This is a genomic window from Chryseobacterium rhizoplanae (genome assembly GCF_900182655.1).
In the GTDB taxonomy this organism is placed as follows: domain Bacteria; phylum Bacteroidota; class Bacteroidia; order Flavobacteriales; family Weeksellaceae; genus Chryseobacterium; species Chryseobacterium rhizoplanae.
On record NZ_FXTC01000003.1, the window covers coordinates 128,009 to 143,469 of the forward strand.

General features: G+C 36.1%; 11 protein-coding genes. 4 read left to right on the forward strand and 7 right to left on the reverse strand.

From position 1 onward, the window contains the following. Nucleotides 1-95 precede the first annotated feature (95 nt). The 6 genes from FN817_RS09195 to FN817_RS09220 all read right to left on the reverse strand — a co-directional run bounded on the left by FN817_RS09195 (nucleotide 96) and on the right by FN817_RS09220 (nucleotide 7,040). Entirely contained in the window at nucleotides 96-1,622 is a 1,527-nt protein-coding gene (locus FN817_RS09195) for a glycosyltransferase family 39 protein (RefSeq protein WP_142717672.1), read from the reverse strand. A 49-nt stretch (nucleotides 1,623-1,671) separates the two neighbouring features. After that, entirely contained in the window at nucleotides 1,672-2,247 is a 576-nt protein-coding gene (locus FN817_RS09200) for a hypothetical protein (RefSeq protein WP_142717673.1), read from the reverse strand. 120 nt (nucleotides 2,248-2,367) lie between these two features. After that, entirely contained in the window at nucleotides 2,368-3,579 is a 1,212-nt protein-coding gene (locus FN817_RS09205) for an efflux RND transporter periplasmic adaptor subunit (protein WP_185149905.1), read from the reverse strand. A gap of 110 nt (nucleotides 3,580-3,689) precedes the next feature. Then, a complete protein-coding gene (locus FN817_RS09210) occupies nucleotides 3,690-4,961 on the reverse strand; it encodes an ABC transporter permease (RefSeq protein WP_047420807.1) in 1,272 nt (423 codons plus the stop codon). Nucleotides 4,962-5,028: 67 nt separating this feature from the next. Continuing rightward, on the reverse strand, nucleotides 5,029-6,258 hold the full coding sequence (locus tag FN817_RS09215) for an ABC transporter permease (protein ID WP_142717675.1): 1,230 nt from the start codon (nucleotides 6,256-6,258) through the stop codon (nucleotides 5,029-5,031). A gap of 92 nt (nucleotides 6,259-6,350) precedes the next feature. Then, nucleotides 6,351-7,040 carry an ABC transporter ATP-binding protein gene (locus tag FN817_RS09220; protein ID WP_047420805.1) on the reverse strand — a complete coding sequence of 230 codons (690 nt, stop codon included), beginning with the start codon at nucleotides 7,038-7,040 and terminating at the stop codon, nucleotides 6,351-6,353. Nucleotides 7,041-7,465: 425 nt separating this feature from the next. Between FN817_RS09220 and FN817_RS09225 the strand changes: the two genes are divergently transcribed. The 3 genes from FN817_RS09225 to FN817_RS09235 all read left to right on the forward strand — a co-directional run bounded on the left by FN817_RS09225 (nucleotide 7,466) and on the right by FN817_RS09235 (nucleotide 10,553). After that, complete coding sequence (locus tag FN817_RS09225; protein ID WP_047378790.1) at nucleotides 7,466-8,440, forward strand: ribonucleotide-diphosphate reductase subunit beta; 975 nt, start codon at nucleotides 7,466-7,468, stop codon at nucleotides 8,438-8,440. 108 nt (nucleotides 8,441-8,548) lie between these two features. Then, a complete protein-coding gene (locus tag FN817_RS09230; protein WP_047420804.1) occupies nucleotides 8,549-8,839 on the forward strand; it encodes a hypothetical protein in 291 nt (96 codons plus the stop codon). A gap of 55 nt (nucleotides 8,840-8,894) precedes the next feature. Beyond that, nucleotides 8,895-10,553 (forward strand): ribonucleoside-diphosphate reductase subunit alpha, encoded by a 1,659-nt coding sequence (locus FN817_RS09235; protein WP_047386822.1) that lies wholly within the window; start codon nucleotides 8,895-8,897, stop codon nucleotides 10,551-10,553. A 483-nt stretch (nucleotides 10,554-11,036) separates the two neighbouring features. Here the strand turns inward: FN817_RS09235 and FN817_RS09240 are convergent, their stop codons facing one another. Beyond that, nucleotides 11,037-14,222, reverse strand: a complete 3,186-nt coding sequence (locus FN817_RS09240) for a TonB-dependent receptor (RefSeq protein ID WP_142717676.1) — start codon at nucleotides 14,220-14,222, stop codon at nucleotides 11,037-11,039. Between the two features lie 315 nt (nucleotides 14,223-14,537). Here FN817_RS09240 and FN817_RS09245 point away from each other — a divergent pair, with 315 nt between their 5' ends. Continuing rightward, on the forward strand, nucleotides 14,538-15,428 hold the full coding sequence (locus FN817_RS09245) for a DUF72 domain-containing protein (RefSeq protein WP_142717677.1): 891 nt from the start codon (nucleotides 14,538-14,540) through the stop codon (nucleotides 15,426-15,428). Nucleotides 15,429-15,461 lie beyond the last annotated feature (33 nt).

Here is a 15,461-nt window from a genome sequence, read left to right on the forward strand (position 1 = left end):
TTAACTTAAAATCAATTAATGCAATAAAGTTGCAATAATATTTATCTATTAATTTTATCCTGTCTACAAATCATTATTTTATTCTTATTGAAAAACTATTTCCACTCATTTTTGACTTCAGTAATCTCGTCCTGAATTCTTTTACTGATATCTATTTTCGCTCCCTGCAAACTGAAAATTGCCGTTCCTCTTTCTCTTGCGTACGGATTGGTAATGGAATCATATAATTTTGCTACTTCAAAAAAAGAACCTGATTCTTTAAGTTCCTTTCCTGCTTCAGGAGCATCTTTAACCCTGATAACATTTTTATATTTTTTGCTTAAATCTATCCAATTGATATAATCCGCATGAAATGACATGGCTACAACACCTGCCTTTGAATAATAATTAATAGCACCAGTCTGCCCGTAGTTATCACACAATACCATGGTATTTCCGGATTTTGACAGTCGGGAATATTCTTTATCTACTTTTTGAGCCAATTCTTTCCAGCCTTGCATATCAGCAAAATCCTGAGGTAACGGATGATCTTTTCCGTCTTCCCAGCGAAGCAATCCGAACTTTTTGTATTGATCCTGATGGGACTCAATATATTCAGGACTCTTATTGGGGAAGGCTACATTATATAAAGGAAGAAATAAAAGTATAGGGATAAGGATGCTGACAGGTTTTAAAAATCTCTTCCACCCTTTTTCAAATAAGCGGCCCAGAAAAACGGAACCAAAGGCAATATATACCGGATACAGCCCTATCGCATAGTAATCTTTTGCTTTAAAAAATAAAAACAGGGTAATGGTGATGATATAACTCCAAAAGAAAAACCTGAATTTCTCAAAAGGCTTGTACAACAGTAATGCTCCCCAGCCTGCTATAATGACAAAAATAACTCCTATGAAAAAGAGAATCTGAGATTTCATAAAACCCATTCTATCCACATGCACAAGCTGTTTTTCAGAAAGTTCTTTCATATGATGGATCACCGGAAAATGATTCTGATACTGCCAGAGAAGATTGGGAAAAACAATAATCAAAGCCAGAAGAGCGGCCCAATATACATGAGACTGCATAAAAATTTTTCTTTGCTCTGTTAATAATAATGCAGGAATAAGTCCCAATAATGAAAAAGCAATATTGTATTTATTTAATATTCCTATTCCAAAGATAACAGCTCCAATGTATATCCATTTTACTTTTTCTGAATTAAAATATTTAATCAAAGCATAATAAAGGAACAGCCACAGAAAAATTTCTAAAGAGTTAGGCTGAAACAGCATATTTATCCGGAGGAGTACTGAGAACAGAATCCCTAAAGAAGCAAGTATTTTGGCAAAGAGGTTTCCATTAAGTTCTTCAACAATTTTCCACACCAACACTATCGTCACTGCTCCAAACAACGCAGGGAAAAACTTAACCCAAAATATGGAATTTCCTAACATTTTAATTATCCAGGCAATCCATGAATTGACGGGAGGAACTGAAAGATATCCCCACGCCAGATGATTGGCCTGATCGAGATGCAGATATTCATCCCGGTGAAGCTCATACTCAGGACTTATCAGTGAGTATTGAAGAGCAAATTTCGCAATGATAAAAAGAAGCAGAATCCAGTAGTCTTTTTTCATGGGATATAGTTTGGAATTTAAAGGTAAGACAGTCTAACTCTCTCTTTTGTTACATAATTTGCATGATTTCAAACTTATTATCTATAATTTCAGTTTTTATCTTCTGAATATTGTCAGACCAATATTTAATTTCTTCAATCTTCTCAGGACATTCTTCTATGGGAGCATTCTGACAGTCGATCAAATATTCCTGGTACTTTTTCAATATATTATTCAGATATACTTCATAATCTTTAGGATTTTTAGGAATATATCCTATTCCATCACAGCCGCAGGAATGAAAGCATTTTCCTGTTTTAAAAAGGCTTTCTGCAATCTTCCATTCTTTGACTGCTGTTTTTTTAGGAGCTTTGAAATCTTTTCCCAGATCAGCCATCACACTGGTACATTCCGGGCATTTTATAATCCTGTTTTCAAGGTTTGAAACAATTTTTTCCAATTCTTTTGTTTCTGCTTTCGTGAAAACATATCCTACTTTGCGAAATATTTTCCCACCAGGTTCATAGTATATTTTTTCTTTTTCTATCCTTCTTATAATGTCATAAGTATCCGGCTGTTTAAATGATTTCCGGCATTTAAAACAGACATAATGTGATTTATAAGTTTTCCGAGCATATCGACACATTTTTCATGGATTTATCTGACTCAAATATAGGAATTTACTCTTGTAAAGGTTTATATAAAAAAATCCCGGAGAAAAAAAATTCCTCCAGGATTACAGTTTAAAAGTGTATAGTGTAGTTTATTATTTTTTGCTGGATTTTTCTTTCAGCTCTTCTTTGTCTTTATCAGAAGGATTCCAAACTTTAATCTCAGTATCTTTTGTAATCTCTGATCCCGGAAGAACCTGAACGTTGATACCGTCACTAGCTCCCAGTTTCAAATATACTTTTTTGAATTTCCCATCTTTTTGTTTCGATTCTACAAAAGGAACATCTTTTCCTTGTTTCTTTTCATACTGAACTAAAGACTCGTCCAATAATAATGCATTTTTCTGAGAACTCAAAACAATTTCACCGTTCGCAGAAAAACCTGCTCTAATATACTCATTATTAGGATTACTTACGTTACCTTCTACCGGAAATTTAATGGTTCCTGCATTATCTTTTCCTTTAGGTGCGATCATCGTTAGTTTTCCAGGGAAAGTTTTGTTTTGCAGTGCACCGATTACGATGTTCATATCCATACCTTCACTCAGTTTTCCAGCTTGAGCTTCGTCAATTTCACCTTTAAAAATCAGGACATTCAAATCTGCCACTGAACAGATTGTAGTTCCGGCGTTAAAGTTATTGGCTTCAATCACCTGGCTTCCTGCTTTTACAGGCACCTCAAGTACGGTACCCGAAGCTTTGGAACGAATCTCGGTAGTAGCTAAACCTTGTCCTTTCAATTCAGGCGTTGCTCCTGTCTTAGCAATCTGTAATCTTTTTTGAGCGGTATTTAATTGCTGTTGAGCATTTTTCAACGTCTGTTGCTGAGAGTACAATTGCTGCTGAGAATTCAGATACTCCTGTTTAGAAGCTACTCCCTGCTTGTACAGTTTATCCTGCATTTCAAATTGCTTCTGCATATTTCCTACATTCATCTGCGCATTGCTGATCTGAATCTGTGCATTCTGAACTTCCTGCTGAGCAGCATTTACCTCAGAAATACTAGGAACAATCTTTACGGTAGCAATCAGCTGTCCTACTTCTACCTTATCTCCTTCTTTTACTAAGATTTTATCTATGATCCCTGCAATATTGGGTTTAATTTCAATTTCTTCCTTGGGAACAATTTTTCCTGTTGCCATTACTTTATCATCCATATTCTGAACGGTAGGCTTACGGGTAAGGAAAGCTTCTCCTTCTTTAGAATTAGATTTGATAAGATAGCCAATCCCTGAGAACAATGCCACTGCAAATAAAAGCCCCAACACTATATAAATGGCTTTTTTCCAAGTGAATTTCTTTTTCATATGTATAGTTTATTTTTTATTAAATAGATTGAAAGATTTAAAAATTAAAGATTGATTCTCTATATTCCTTTTTACTTTTAAATCTTAAAATGATTTCATTTTCAAATTAATTACTCTGTTCTTAAGGCTTCAATAGGCCTGATCTTTACGGCTCTTTGTGCCGGAATCATTCCGATGATCAATCCTAAAATCACCATGACAGCCATGGCAGCAAATACGTTTCCATAGTTGACTGTCGGATTATAGAAAGGAAATGAATCCTGTCCCTGGGTAACGGCATTCAGAATCATCAACACAAAAATTCCAAACATAAAGCCTAATAACCCCGAGGAGAGTGTTATCACCACACTTTCCAGCAAAATCTGATTTCTTACTTCTGCCGGTTTCGCTCCCAATGCTCTTCTGATCCCGATTTCTTTGGTTCTTTCTTTTACTGTAATCAAAAGGATATTCGAGATTGCAATTACTCCGGCAAGGATTGTCAGTGTACCTACAATGATAGTTAATAGCTGCATTCCCGTAAGAAAACCTGTCAGCTTTTTAAATTCTTTTCCAAGGTTGAAACTTCCGAAAGCATTGGTATCTTCAGGGGATACTTTATTTTTTGACTTTAACACCTGCTTTACATCTTCTTCTACCGAATTCACATTGGCATTAGGTTTACTTACAATCGCAAACATGTCAATCTGATCTCCTGCATTATACATTTTTGTATAGGTAGAAAGCGGGATGAAAGCTGTTTGGTCATTTTCAAATCCACCTCCTTTTTTCACACGGAAAACTCCGATTACATTAAAGAATAGTCCTTTAATATTGATTGATTTCCCAATTGGGTTTTCTTTTTTCTTAGCATCAAAGAAGTTTTTATAAATCTCTTCTCCAATGACTACTACATTTTTATTTCCTGAAACATCGGCATCATTGATGTAGCGTCCAAAGATCAGCTTCTTTTCTGAAATTTTATTTCCTACAGAGTAATCTCCCGTAAGCGAATAAGTACCATTTTTCCCGTTTCTTGACATTGCCTCTCCCGGTGTTCCGGTAAAGCTTCCTCTGGCATTCTGCGGCGAGATATAATCTATGGCAGTTACTTTTCTTTTCAGCATTTCCATATCATTTAAGTTCAGATGAACTTCTCTTCCTTTAGGAAATCCTTCATAGGGAATAGAGGTTTTCTGTGCCCACAGGAAGATTGAATTGGTAGCAAAACCGGAAAATAATTTATCAAAACCATTCTCCATTCCTTTTGCTGCTCCAAGAAGGCTTACATACAAAAACATCCCCCATCCTACGCCGATCATGGTAAGAAATGTTCGGAGCTTATTATTCCTTAATGAATAATAAATCTCCTGCCAAGTATCTTTTTTAAATATGATATTCACCTTGTTGAATTATAAGTTATAAATTATGAGTTATGAATTTCATTAATCCGTTTATCTTTTTCACAAATTACTCTGTTCTCAATGCTTCGATCGGTTTAATTCTTGAAGCTCTGTATGCCGGCACAAATCCTGCGATCAATCCTGAGAAAATCAAAGCGATAAATGCCATGATGATAGCTCCCCATCCTACACTCGGGCTTTTAATAAAGAACTCTTCAAGGCTGTTTCCGATAAGACTTAAAGTCAAAACGCCTACTCCTACTCCAACCAGTCCGGAAACCACGGTAATCACAACACTTTCCTGAACGATCAGTCCTACAATTCCGCTTGGCTTTGCTCCAATAGCTTTCCGTACTCCTATTTCCTTGGTTCTTTCTTTTACGATATACACCATAATGTTACTGATCCCGATAATTCCTGCCAGCAATGTCCCCATACCAATAAAACCGACAATTGCGGTAAGAACTGCCATAAACGCAAATGTATCATTCATGTTTTTCGCATTGTTCCAGACACGTATACCCTTTTCATCGTCAGGAGAAACACTTTTTCTTGCTTTTAATTTATCTTTAAGCTCATCACCATACTTAATGGCCTGATCCGGAGTCAGTTTATCATTATATGTTATATAGGCTATATTTACAGTATCAGATCCTTTCTTCATCTGCTGTAAAGTAGTAATCGGAACGGTAATATGTCTTTCATCTCTGTCTCCTCCGTCATCTGAGAAAACTCCAATGACCTTATACATGGTTCCATTAATATCGAGCTCTTTTCCTATCGGGCTTCCATTCTTGATTAAATCCCTTTGAACCATTCTCCCAATGACCGCAACATTTAATTTCCTTTCCAAATCCATCGCTGTCACATACCTGCCATCAATAATTTTTCTGTTTTCAATGACCTGTTCCCCGGGTTGAGCTCCATTGATCTGATAAAGGCCACTTTCCTTTCCATATTTCACCATTAAATTGGCGGTATATCTGGGACTGGAAGGCCCAGCTTTTTCCTTATCTGCATTAATTAAAAAGTCATAGTCTGAGTTATTCAGGGTTATATTCCGATCAGACTGAAGGCCTTTATAAGCTAAAGAGGCTTTTCCTGTAGAAAAAATAATAAGATTTTTAGCATCTCCCGCAAATCCTTCCGAGAATGCATTCTGAAGCCCTTTTCCAATTCCAAAAAGCACAATGAAAATAAACAGTCCCAAAGCTACCGTAAACCCTGAAAGCACCGTCCGAAGTACATTACTCCGGATAGAACTGAATATTTCCTGCCAACGATCTAGGTCAAACATTTTTTATTGGTATTAAAAGATTGAAAAATTTAAAGATTAAAAAATTGAATCGTTAAATTTTCAAATTATCTCATTTTCAAATTTTCAAATTCCTAAAGCACAATCTGCTTAATAAACTCATCACTTTCAATAACCCCATCCTTCAGCACTACGTTTCTTTTGGTCTGTGCAGCTACGTCCGGTTCGTGGGTTACAACGATGATCGTTTTTCCTTCATTATTGATATCCTGAAGAAGTTTCATAATATCATGAGTAGTTTTGGAGTCCAATGCTCCGGTAGGTTCATCTGCCAATACCACTTTTGGATTTGTGATCAATGCTCTTGCAATAGCCACTCTCTGTTTCTGACCTCCGGAAAGTTCACTGGGAAGGTGATTTGCCCATTGTGCAAGACCTACTTTTTCAAGATATTCCATAGCTTTCTGATTACGTTCTCTTCTCGGTACATTCTGATAGTACAGAGGAAGTGCTACGTTTTCCAAGGCTGTTTTATAATTGATAAGATTAAAGGACTGAAAAATAAATCCCAAAAACTTACTTCTGTATTCTGCAGCTTTTACTTCTGATAAATGCTCGATAGGAACTCCATCCAATTCATAGGTCCCTGAATCTTTTTCATCCAGAATCCCAATAATATTAAGAAGTGTAGATTTTCCGGAACCGGAACTTCCCATAATAGAAACAAACTCGCCCTCAGAAATATTCAGATTAATTCCTTTGAGAACATGAAGTTTGCTTTTTCCTGTATCGTATGACTTATTTAAATCCTGAATTACTAACATTAAGTGATGTATGTTTTATACCCAATAAGTAGATGATATTTTCAAATTGTTACAAGAATAAAAATTTATTCAAATATTTTTTTGTTTAATGCTTTAAACCTTTATTAATAATACTTTATAAATTCATGTTTAACTGTAACTCCAGATTTCTATGTATTTATCCTCAATATAGTGGTCTAGCCTATTATTCTAGCCTGTTTCATGTAAATGTGGAAAACTTTTCAGGCTAAAAGTCAGCCGATTAGTATTTACCCCTTTCAAAATCAGTTCTTTTTTTCGAACTTTGCTATTAGTTCTTTACAAGAAATATGGTTTTGCAAAAGTGAATAACTTTATTTTACAACTTGCAGACAAACAAAAAGTTAAGTATTTCCGGAACGTTATCCACAAGGATCTAAAATTATTTAATTATAAAGATATTTAATATGGGAATTTTTGATAAAAGAGTAAGCTATAAGCCATTTGAATACCCGGAGGTTCTTCAATTTGTAGAGGCAATCAACAAATCGTTCTGGGTGCATTCGGAAGTGGACTTTACTGCAGATGTTCAGGATTTTCATTCGCAGTTGGAACCACATGAAAAGCACGCTGTGAAAAATGCGCTGTTAGCCATTGCACAGATTGAGGTGTCTGTAAAGACATTCTGGGGAAATTTATACAACCACCTTCCAAAGCCGGAATTCAATGGGTTAGGATCTACTTTTGCAGAATGCGAGTTTCGTCATTCTGAAGCATATTCCCGTTTATTAGAGGTATTAGGATATAATGATGAATTCCTTAACGTTATTGAAATTCCTGCCGTAAAAGGAAGAATCGAGTTTTTAGGAAATGCTTTGAAGCATGCTAATTCTGCGACCCCGAAAGAATATGTTTCCGCTTTACTATTATTCAGTATTTTAGTGGAAAACGTTTCTCTTTTCTCACAGTTTGCCATCATCCTTTCTTTCACAAGATTTAAAGGATTCATGAAAAATGTTTCCAATATCATCGCATGGACTTCAGTAGATGAGCAAATTCACGCTAATGCAGGAATCTACCTGATCAATAAAATCCGTGAGGAACAGCCTGACTTATTAACAGACAGCGATATAGAAGATATCTACACTTTAGTAGACGAATCTATCGCAAGAGAAGGTGATATCCTTAGCTGGATTTTTGAATTGGGAGAAATCGACAATGTTTCTAAAGAAGATCTTTTAAACTTCATGAAATACCGTGTGGATGACAGCTTGAAGAAAATCAATATGAAAACAAGATACAACATCACTCCGGAACAGTACAAACCAATGGTATGGTTCGAAGAGGAAGTTTTCGCCAATTCATTAGATGATTTCTTTGCAAAAAGACCTGTAGACTATACGAAGCACGATAAGAGTATTACAGCAAACGATTTGTTTTAATATTGGAGCGCGAGCGAAGCGAGCGTCAAAGCAGTCAGTATCAGGATTTATTCCTTTCTGATCAGTTAACGGAAATCAGTTCATTAATAAAGCACAAATACAGAAGAGATGATCAATGTAATAGTAAGCTATACAGTAAACCCGGAATTTGTTCCAAACAATAAAACCAATATCCAAAAGTTTCTGGAAGATTTCAAGAATTTAGATTCTTCCACCTTTGAATATAAAGTCTATGTAAAGGAAGATGGTGTTACTTTTGTACATTATTCAAACTACATTAATGAAGAAGTTCAGCATGAGGTTTTGAATGTTCCGTCTTTTAAAGAATTTCAGAGATTAAGAGACGAAAGCGGGCTGAACGGTTCCCACAAAGTAGAAATTTTACAATCAATACTATAAAAAAACAAAATTCCGGAGTGATTCTCTCATTCCGGAATTCGAAAATATAACATCTATGGAAGAGCAAAATTCAAATATATGGTGGCTCAATGAAGAGTCTGAGCAAATGCTGAACAGAGGATATCTGTTAAAAGGTGAAACGGTAGACGGAGCTATCGACAGAATTACCACTGCTGCTGCAAAAAGGTTATACAAACCTGAACTTCAACCGGCATTTAAAGAAATGATCACAAAAGGATGGATCAGTTTTTCTTCTCCTGTATGGGCAAATATGGGAACAGAAAGAGGTCTTCCTATCTCATGTTTCAACGCTCATATTCCGGACAGCATTGAAGGGATTACTCACAAAATGGGTGAAGTCATCATGCAGACTAAAATCGGAGGAGGTACTTCAGGATATTTTGGAGAACTAAGAAACAGAGGTACAGCTGTAACAGACAACGGAAAGTCTTCAGGAGCAGTTTCATTCATGAAGCTTTTTGATACGGCTATGGATGTGGTTTCTCAGGGAGGGGTAAGAAGAGGTGCTTTTGCTGCTTACTTAGATATTGACCACGGAGATATAGAAGAATTTTTATCCATTAAAGATATTGGTAGCCCGATTCAGAACCTGTTTACCGGAGTATGTGTACCAGATTACTGGATGCAGGATATGATTGACGGTGATATGGAGAAACGTAAAGTTTGGGCAAGAGTATTGGAAAGCCGTCAGCAAAAAGGTCTTCCTTATATTTTCTTCACAGACAACGTGAACAGAAATAAACCTCAGGTTTATAAAGATTTAGGAATGACGGTGAATGCAAGTAACCTTTGTTCTGAAATTATGCTTCCATCTACTATGGAAGAGTCTTTCATCTGCTGTTTATCTTCCATGAACCTTGAACTGTATGATGAGTGGAAAGATACAGATGCTGTAAAATTAGCAGTATACTTCCTTGATGCTGTATTATCTGAGTTTATTGACAAAACTGAAGGTAACTATTATCTACAGGGAGCAAGAAACTTCGCTATGCGTCACAGAGCACTTGGATTAGGAGTTTTAGGATACCATTCTTATTTACAGAAAAATATGATTCCTTTTGAAAGCTTTGAGGCGACTCAGTTCAACGCAAGAGCATTCAGACATATTAAAGATCAGGCGGAACAGGCTTCAAGAGAGCTTGCCAACATCTATGGAGAACCAGAAGTATTGAAAGGATACGGATTAAGAAATACCACCACAATGGCTATTGCTCCTACTACTTCAAGTTCTGCAATCTTAGGACAGACTTCCCCGGGAATCGAGCCTTTCTCTTCCAACTATTATAAAGCAGGTCTTGCTAAAGGAAACTTTATGCGTAAGAACAAATACCTTGCAAAATTATTGAAAGAAAAAGGATTGGATAACGAAGAAACATGGAGAACAATCATGCTTAACCATGGATCTGTACAGCACCTGAATGAGCTTACTCCTGAAGAAAAGGCAGTATTCAAAACATTCAAAGAAATCTCTCCAATGGAGATCATCTCTCAGGCGGCACAGAGACAGCAATACATTGACCAGGCACAGTCACTGAATCTTCAGATTCCTTCTACAATGCCTGTAAAAGATGTTAACTACCTTTATATTGAAGCTTGGAAAAAAGGAGTGAAAACACTTTATTACCAAAGAAGTTCATCTGTTTCAAAAGAAATGATGGTTAACTTCGTGTCATGTTCAAGCTGCGAGGCATAGGATCAAGTAATAAACACGCTATATTTACAAAAGCATACCGAAAGGTGTGCTTTTGTCGTTTTCATAGGCCTTTAGTTTCCCACAGATTGCACAGATTTTCACAGATGATTGGTAAAAATTGAAAAAATTTCACTTCAGCTCCTGATGTTGATAGGTTAGCTAAAGCCGTCGGAATTAGTCTTTATTTTTTAAACGGGCTGAAGCCCGTTCCTATTGAATAATTACAGTTTGTATATAATTATTTTGAGCATTTCCCACAGATTGCGCAGATTCTCACAGATGATTGCGTGTTCTCAAAATGATTTAATAATCATAAAAGTGTACGTCTTTTATTAGTAAAATTCATCATTCATCATTCATCATTCATCATTCATCATTCATCATTCATCATTCATCATTTATAATTTATAATTTACAAAAAAAGGTCCGGAAAGAAAATCCGAACCTTTGAAAAGAATTATGAAGTAAAATGTAAAAACGTACTTAAAAATTGTATCGAACACCCAGCTGAGCCTGAAATCTTGATGCAAACTGATCAATAGTATAAGGTAGCCCCGGGGTTTTGAAGTTATATGTTGGATCGCCGGCAGAAGGTTGTCCTGTTGCTACATTTCCAACTTTTGTCAAACCAACACTTGCTGTAGAATTGAAAGTATTAGGAACAAAATATACTTTCCCCCAATCTTTGTTCAGTAAATTGGTAAAATTGATGATGCTCAATGATATTTGTATATTATTCTTAGATTTCTTACTCAGTTTGATCTCATCCATGATTCTGATATCCGCCTGAATATTCCAGGGAGTAACATCACCATTTCTTTCAGTGAATTTTCCTCTTCTGGACTTCAGATAGTCATTATTGTTGACAAAATTTTCATAATCTGCAATCTGCTGCTGAGCAGTTACCACTACATTTCCTGCAGCATCTTTTATAGGAACTATATATTTGGAAGCTTCTGCAGCATCTTTAAAAATATAAGCAAGTCCTGCTGCCTGTCCTGTATTGGCAATCGTGCTGTTCACAAATCCCCATGAAAAAGGATTTCCGGATTGTGCATTGAAATATACATTGGTGTATAATCTGTTGGTCTCAGAAATATTAAAGGCATATCCAAGATTCGCAACGACCCTGTTTTTGATGGCAAAGTTAGATGTTGTCAGTTTCGGGTCATTTGGCGTCAGAGACTGATTCATCTGCCAGTTACTTTCCATAGAGTTTCTGATACCGTTGGTAATATCCTTAGCGTCTCCATAAGTATAAGCCACAAAGAAATTAAAACCGAAGTCGTATGATTTTGAAAGCTGTGCAGTCAGATTGTAACGGTATCCTTCTTTAGTATTGGATAAAAGGTAGGCATTAGAGAAATTACTGTTGATATTTGTTGTATAGATTGGCATCTCATGATTTGTATCATAGCTGTAATACGTTACGTTATCCGTTTTATTCACCTGCTGGAATTTCAGATCATAAAGCACTTTTGTATAGATCCCTTCTAAAGTCAATTTATATCCTGCAAGGGTATAATCGAATGCTAAGGAGCTTCTCCAAACTCTTGGCATTTTAAAGTTGTTGTCAATAAGGTCTACCTGTACTTTTGAAGAGTTCTGCCATTTCGGGAAATTGGCACTGTTCAGTGGATCTCCATTGGAAGCAAGTTGTGCCGCTGTTGGCCCATTATAATCATAACTTCCAAAACCTACTCCATCATTATAATAAGCATATCCTAACCATGCAAAAGGAATTCTTCCTACAAAGATTCCTGATCCACCTCTTAATACCATAGATCTGTTCTCTGTAAGGTCAATCGTAAATCCAAGTCTTGGAGAGAATGTAGGTTTATTCAGGTAGTTGTTGGTAAGCTGACTCAATGGAGTGTAACTGTAGGTATTTCCCGAGTTTGGATCCTGAGGCGAATTGTTTACCAATGGACTTAATTGTGGTTTATTCGGTAAGTCTGTATAATCTACTCTTACTCCCGGTGAAAGTCTCACTCTTCCCCAGTTAATTTCATCCTGAAGGTACAGGGAAAGCAAATTCACTTTGTATTGAGCATAAGGATTATCAAAAATTGTTTGTCTGCTGTCTCCGTTGAAAGGGTAAGTACCTCTTATCCTTGCAGGAGTACCGTTAAAAAAATCATTCAGGCTTTTATAGGAAATTCTTCCGTTCAATGCATTTACAAAACCATAGTCAATATTGTATAACTCATTGTGCATTCCTAATAAGAAGGTATGATTTCCTTTTTTATAAGTAAGATTATCGGTAATTTCAAAAGTCTTCTGCTTCATATTGAAAACAGTGGCCTCTCTGTCATTTCCCAAAAGAATCGTTCCGCCGTTGTAAGCAATTTCTACCTGTGGAAACATGGCATTACCGGAAGTGGGATCTCTGTAATCATGAATGGAAGAATATCCTACTACTAAATTATTGCTCCATTTATCATTGAAACGGCTTTTTAATTCAAGCGTAGTGGTAGATGCAGTATTTTTCTGAACAAAATCCATGCTGGAAAATCTGAAATTCGCGCCGTCTCTTTCAAGGTTGGATGCCTGTGAAAATACTGTATTATTTTTAACGGATAAGGTGTGCTTATCATTAATTTTCCAATCTAATTTATTGAAAAGTTTAGAACTTTCAGAAAAATTATTGTATTGATTAAAGCTACCAACATTGAATCCATATTTATTTCGTACAAAATCAGAAATCTGCTGGGCAACCTGCTCATTTACGAGTGCTCCCGGATCATTGGCATTATAGAATACAGGATCTGTTCTTTTGGTGTATTCTAAATTGGTAAATAAGAATACCTTATCCCGCACAATGGGCAAACCTACTCTTCCTCCATAAATAAAGTCTTCAAAATCACTCGGCATTTTGGAATTATCCCCTACTCTGTTTCTACCGGTAATTGCCGCATTTCTTCCGTATGCATAGATTGATCCTGTAACATCGTTACTTCCGCTTCGTGTTACCGCATTAATACTTCCTCCAAGGAAATTCCCGAGCTTTACATCATAAGGAGCAATATACACCTGCACATCCTGGATAGCATCCAGACTTATAGAATTGGAACGGGTACTGCTTCCCGGCATTCCCGAAGTACCGGTCTGCCCTCCTAATGAAGGACTGAATCCAATTGCATCATTATTGATAGACCCATCAATCGTCACGTTATTATAACGGAAATTGGTCCCGTTGAAAGAGTTGTTAGCACTTTGAGGAACCAGTTTGGTAACATCCTGAATTCCGCGGTTGATATTAGGAAGACCAGAAATCTGAGCCTGGCTGATCCCTACCCCATATTTTGCGGCGGTCTTTTTAGAAGTGATTTTCACCTCATCAATTGTCTTTTCTTTACTTCCCACTTCTACCACAGGTAAGTCGTTATTCCCTAAAGAAAGCTGCAGATTCGGGTTTTCATAAATAACCTGTGATCCATCAGATATTTCAATTTTATAAGGTCCTCCCGGCTGAAGATTATCTAAACTGAACTGTCCTTTGCTGTTACTTTTCGTTTCAATGGTACTATTAGTAGGAAGGTGAACTACCTTTACGGTAACTTCGGAAGAAATTCCCTTTAATCTTCCAAAAATTTTAGAACTGGTTTCCTGTGAAAATGCAAACCCAAACGATAATAGAGCAAAAGCACAGATGATTTTTTTCTTCATATTTTATTCGCTATAAACTTGGTGTAAAATTATATCTAGTAAAAATGAAGTATGGTAACATAGAATTAACATTACGTAACAGAATGTTTAATATTTCCTTAAAAAAAACTTAATAGAAACATCATGAAAATCTTAAAAAAAATTCTAGAGCAAAGATGAAAATCTTCTATATTTCAAGCTTTCAAAAGTTTTTAATTTCTTAAAATTTTACTATTAACAATTATTCTCTGTTGAACTACTTTCCCTTCGAATCATAGAAGCTCTGAATTTTTTGATTTATATTTGTGTTTATTGTTTAATACCAAAACTACAGATATGAAATTCGGACAAGTAGAAGACCCGTCAAAAATAGATTTCACCTTACCAAAAGATCATCCTAAAACCAAGGAAATGCTGGCTCTTAATAAAAAAGGACTGGAAAATATTTCTATCGGATGTGCGAAATGGAATAAAACGGATCTTAAGGGATTTTATCCTAAAGGAACTAAAGATGAACTGACCTATTATGCAACTCAGTTTAATTCTATTGAACTGAATGCTACTTTCTACGGAATGCCCACTCCTGACCAGGTAAAAACATGGAAGGAAAAAACTCCTGAAAATTTTAAATTCTTCCCTAAGATCACCAATACGGTTTCTCATTTCAGAAGACTGATTGATGTGACTGATCCGGTGACCCATTTTGCTTCGGCAGTGATGAATTTTGATGAAAAACTGGGAATGGCTTTTCTTCAGCTTCATGATAATTTTAAACCTAAAGATTATGACAGGCTGGAAAAATTTGTAAAAGAATGGCCTAAAGAAGTTCCTTTAGCTATAGAACTCAGAAATACGGAATGGTTTACTGATGAGGAAATCCTTAATACAACCTGTGAGCTCTTTGAAGCTCATAACATCACCAACATCATCGTAGATACTGCCGGAAGAAGAGATATGCTTCATATGCGCCTTACCACGCCTAATGCATTTATCCGTTACGTAGGAGCCAATGCCGAAAGTGACTATGAAAGATTGGATGACTGGCTGAAACATCTTACTAAATGGAAGAAAGAAGGTCTTCAGAATCTCTACTTTTTCGTACACCAGAATATTGAAAAAGCATCACCTCTATTATCCGCATATTTTATCAAGAAGCTGAATGAAGAGTGGAAAACTGATATTCATATTCCACAAATGGCCACAGAAAGTACAGGTACGTTATTTTAGATAATATAAATCAGGTACAGGATAAAGATTGAT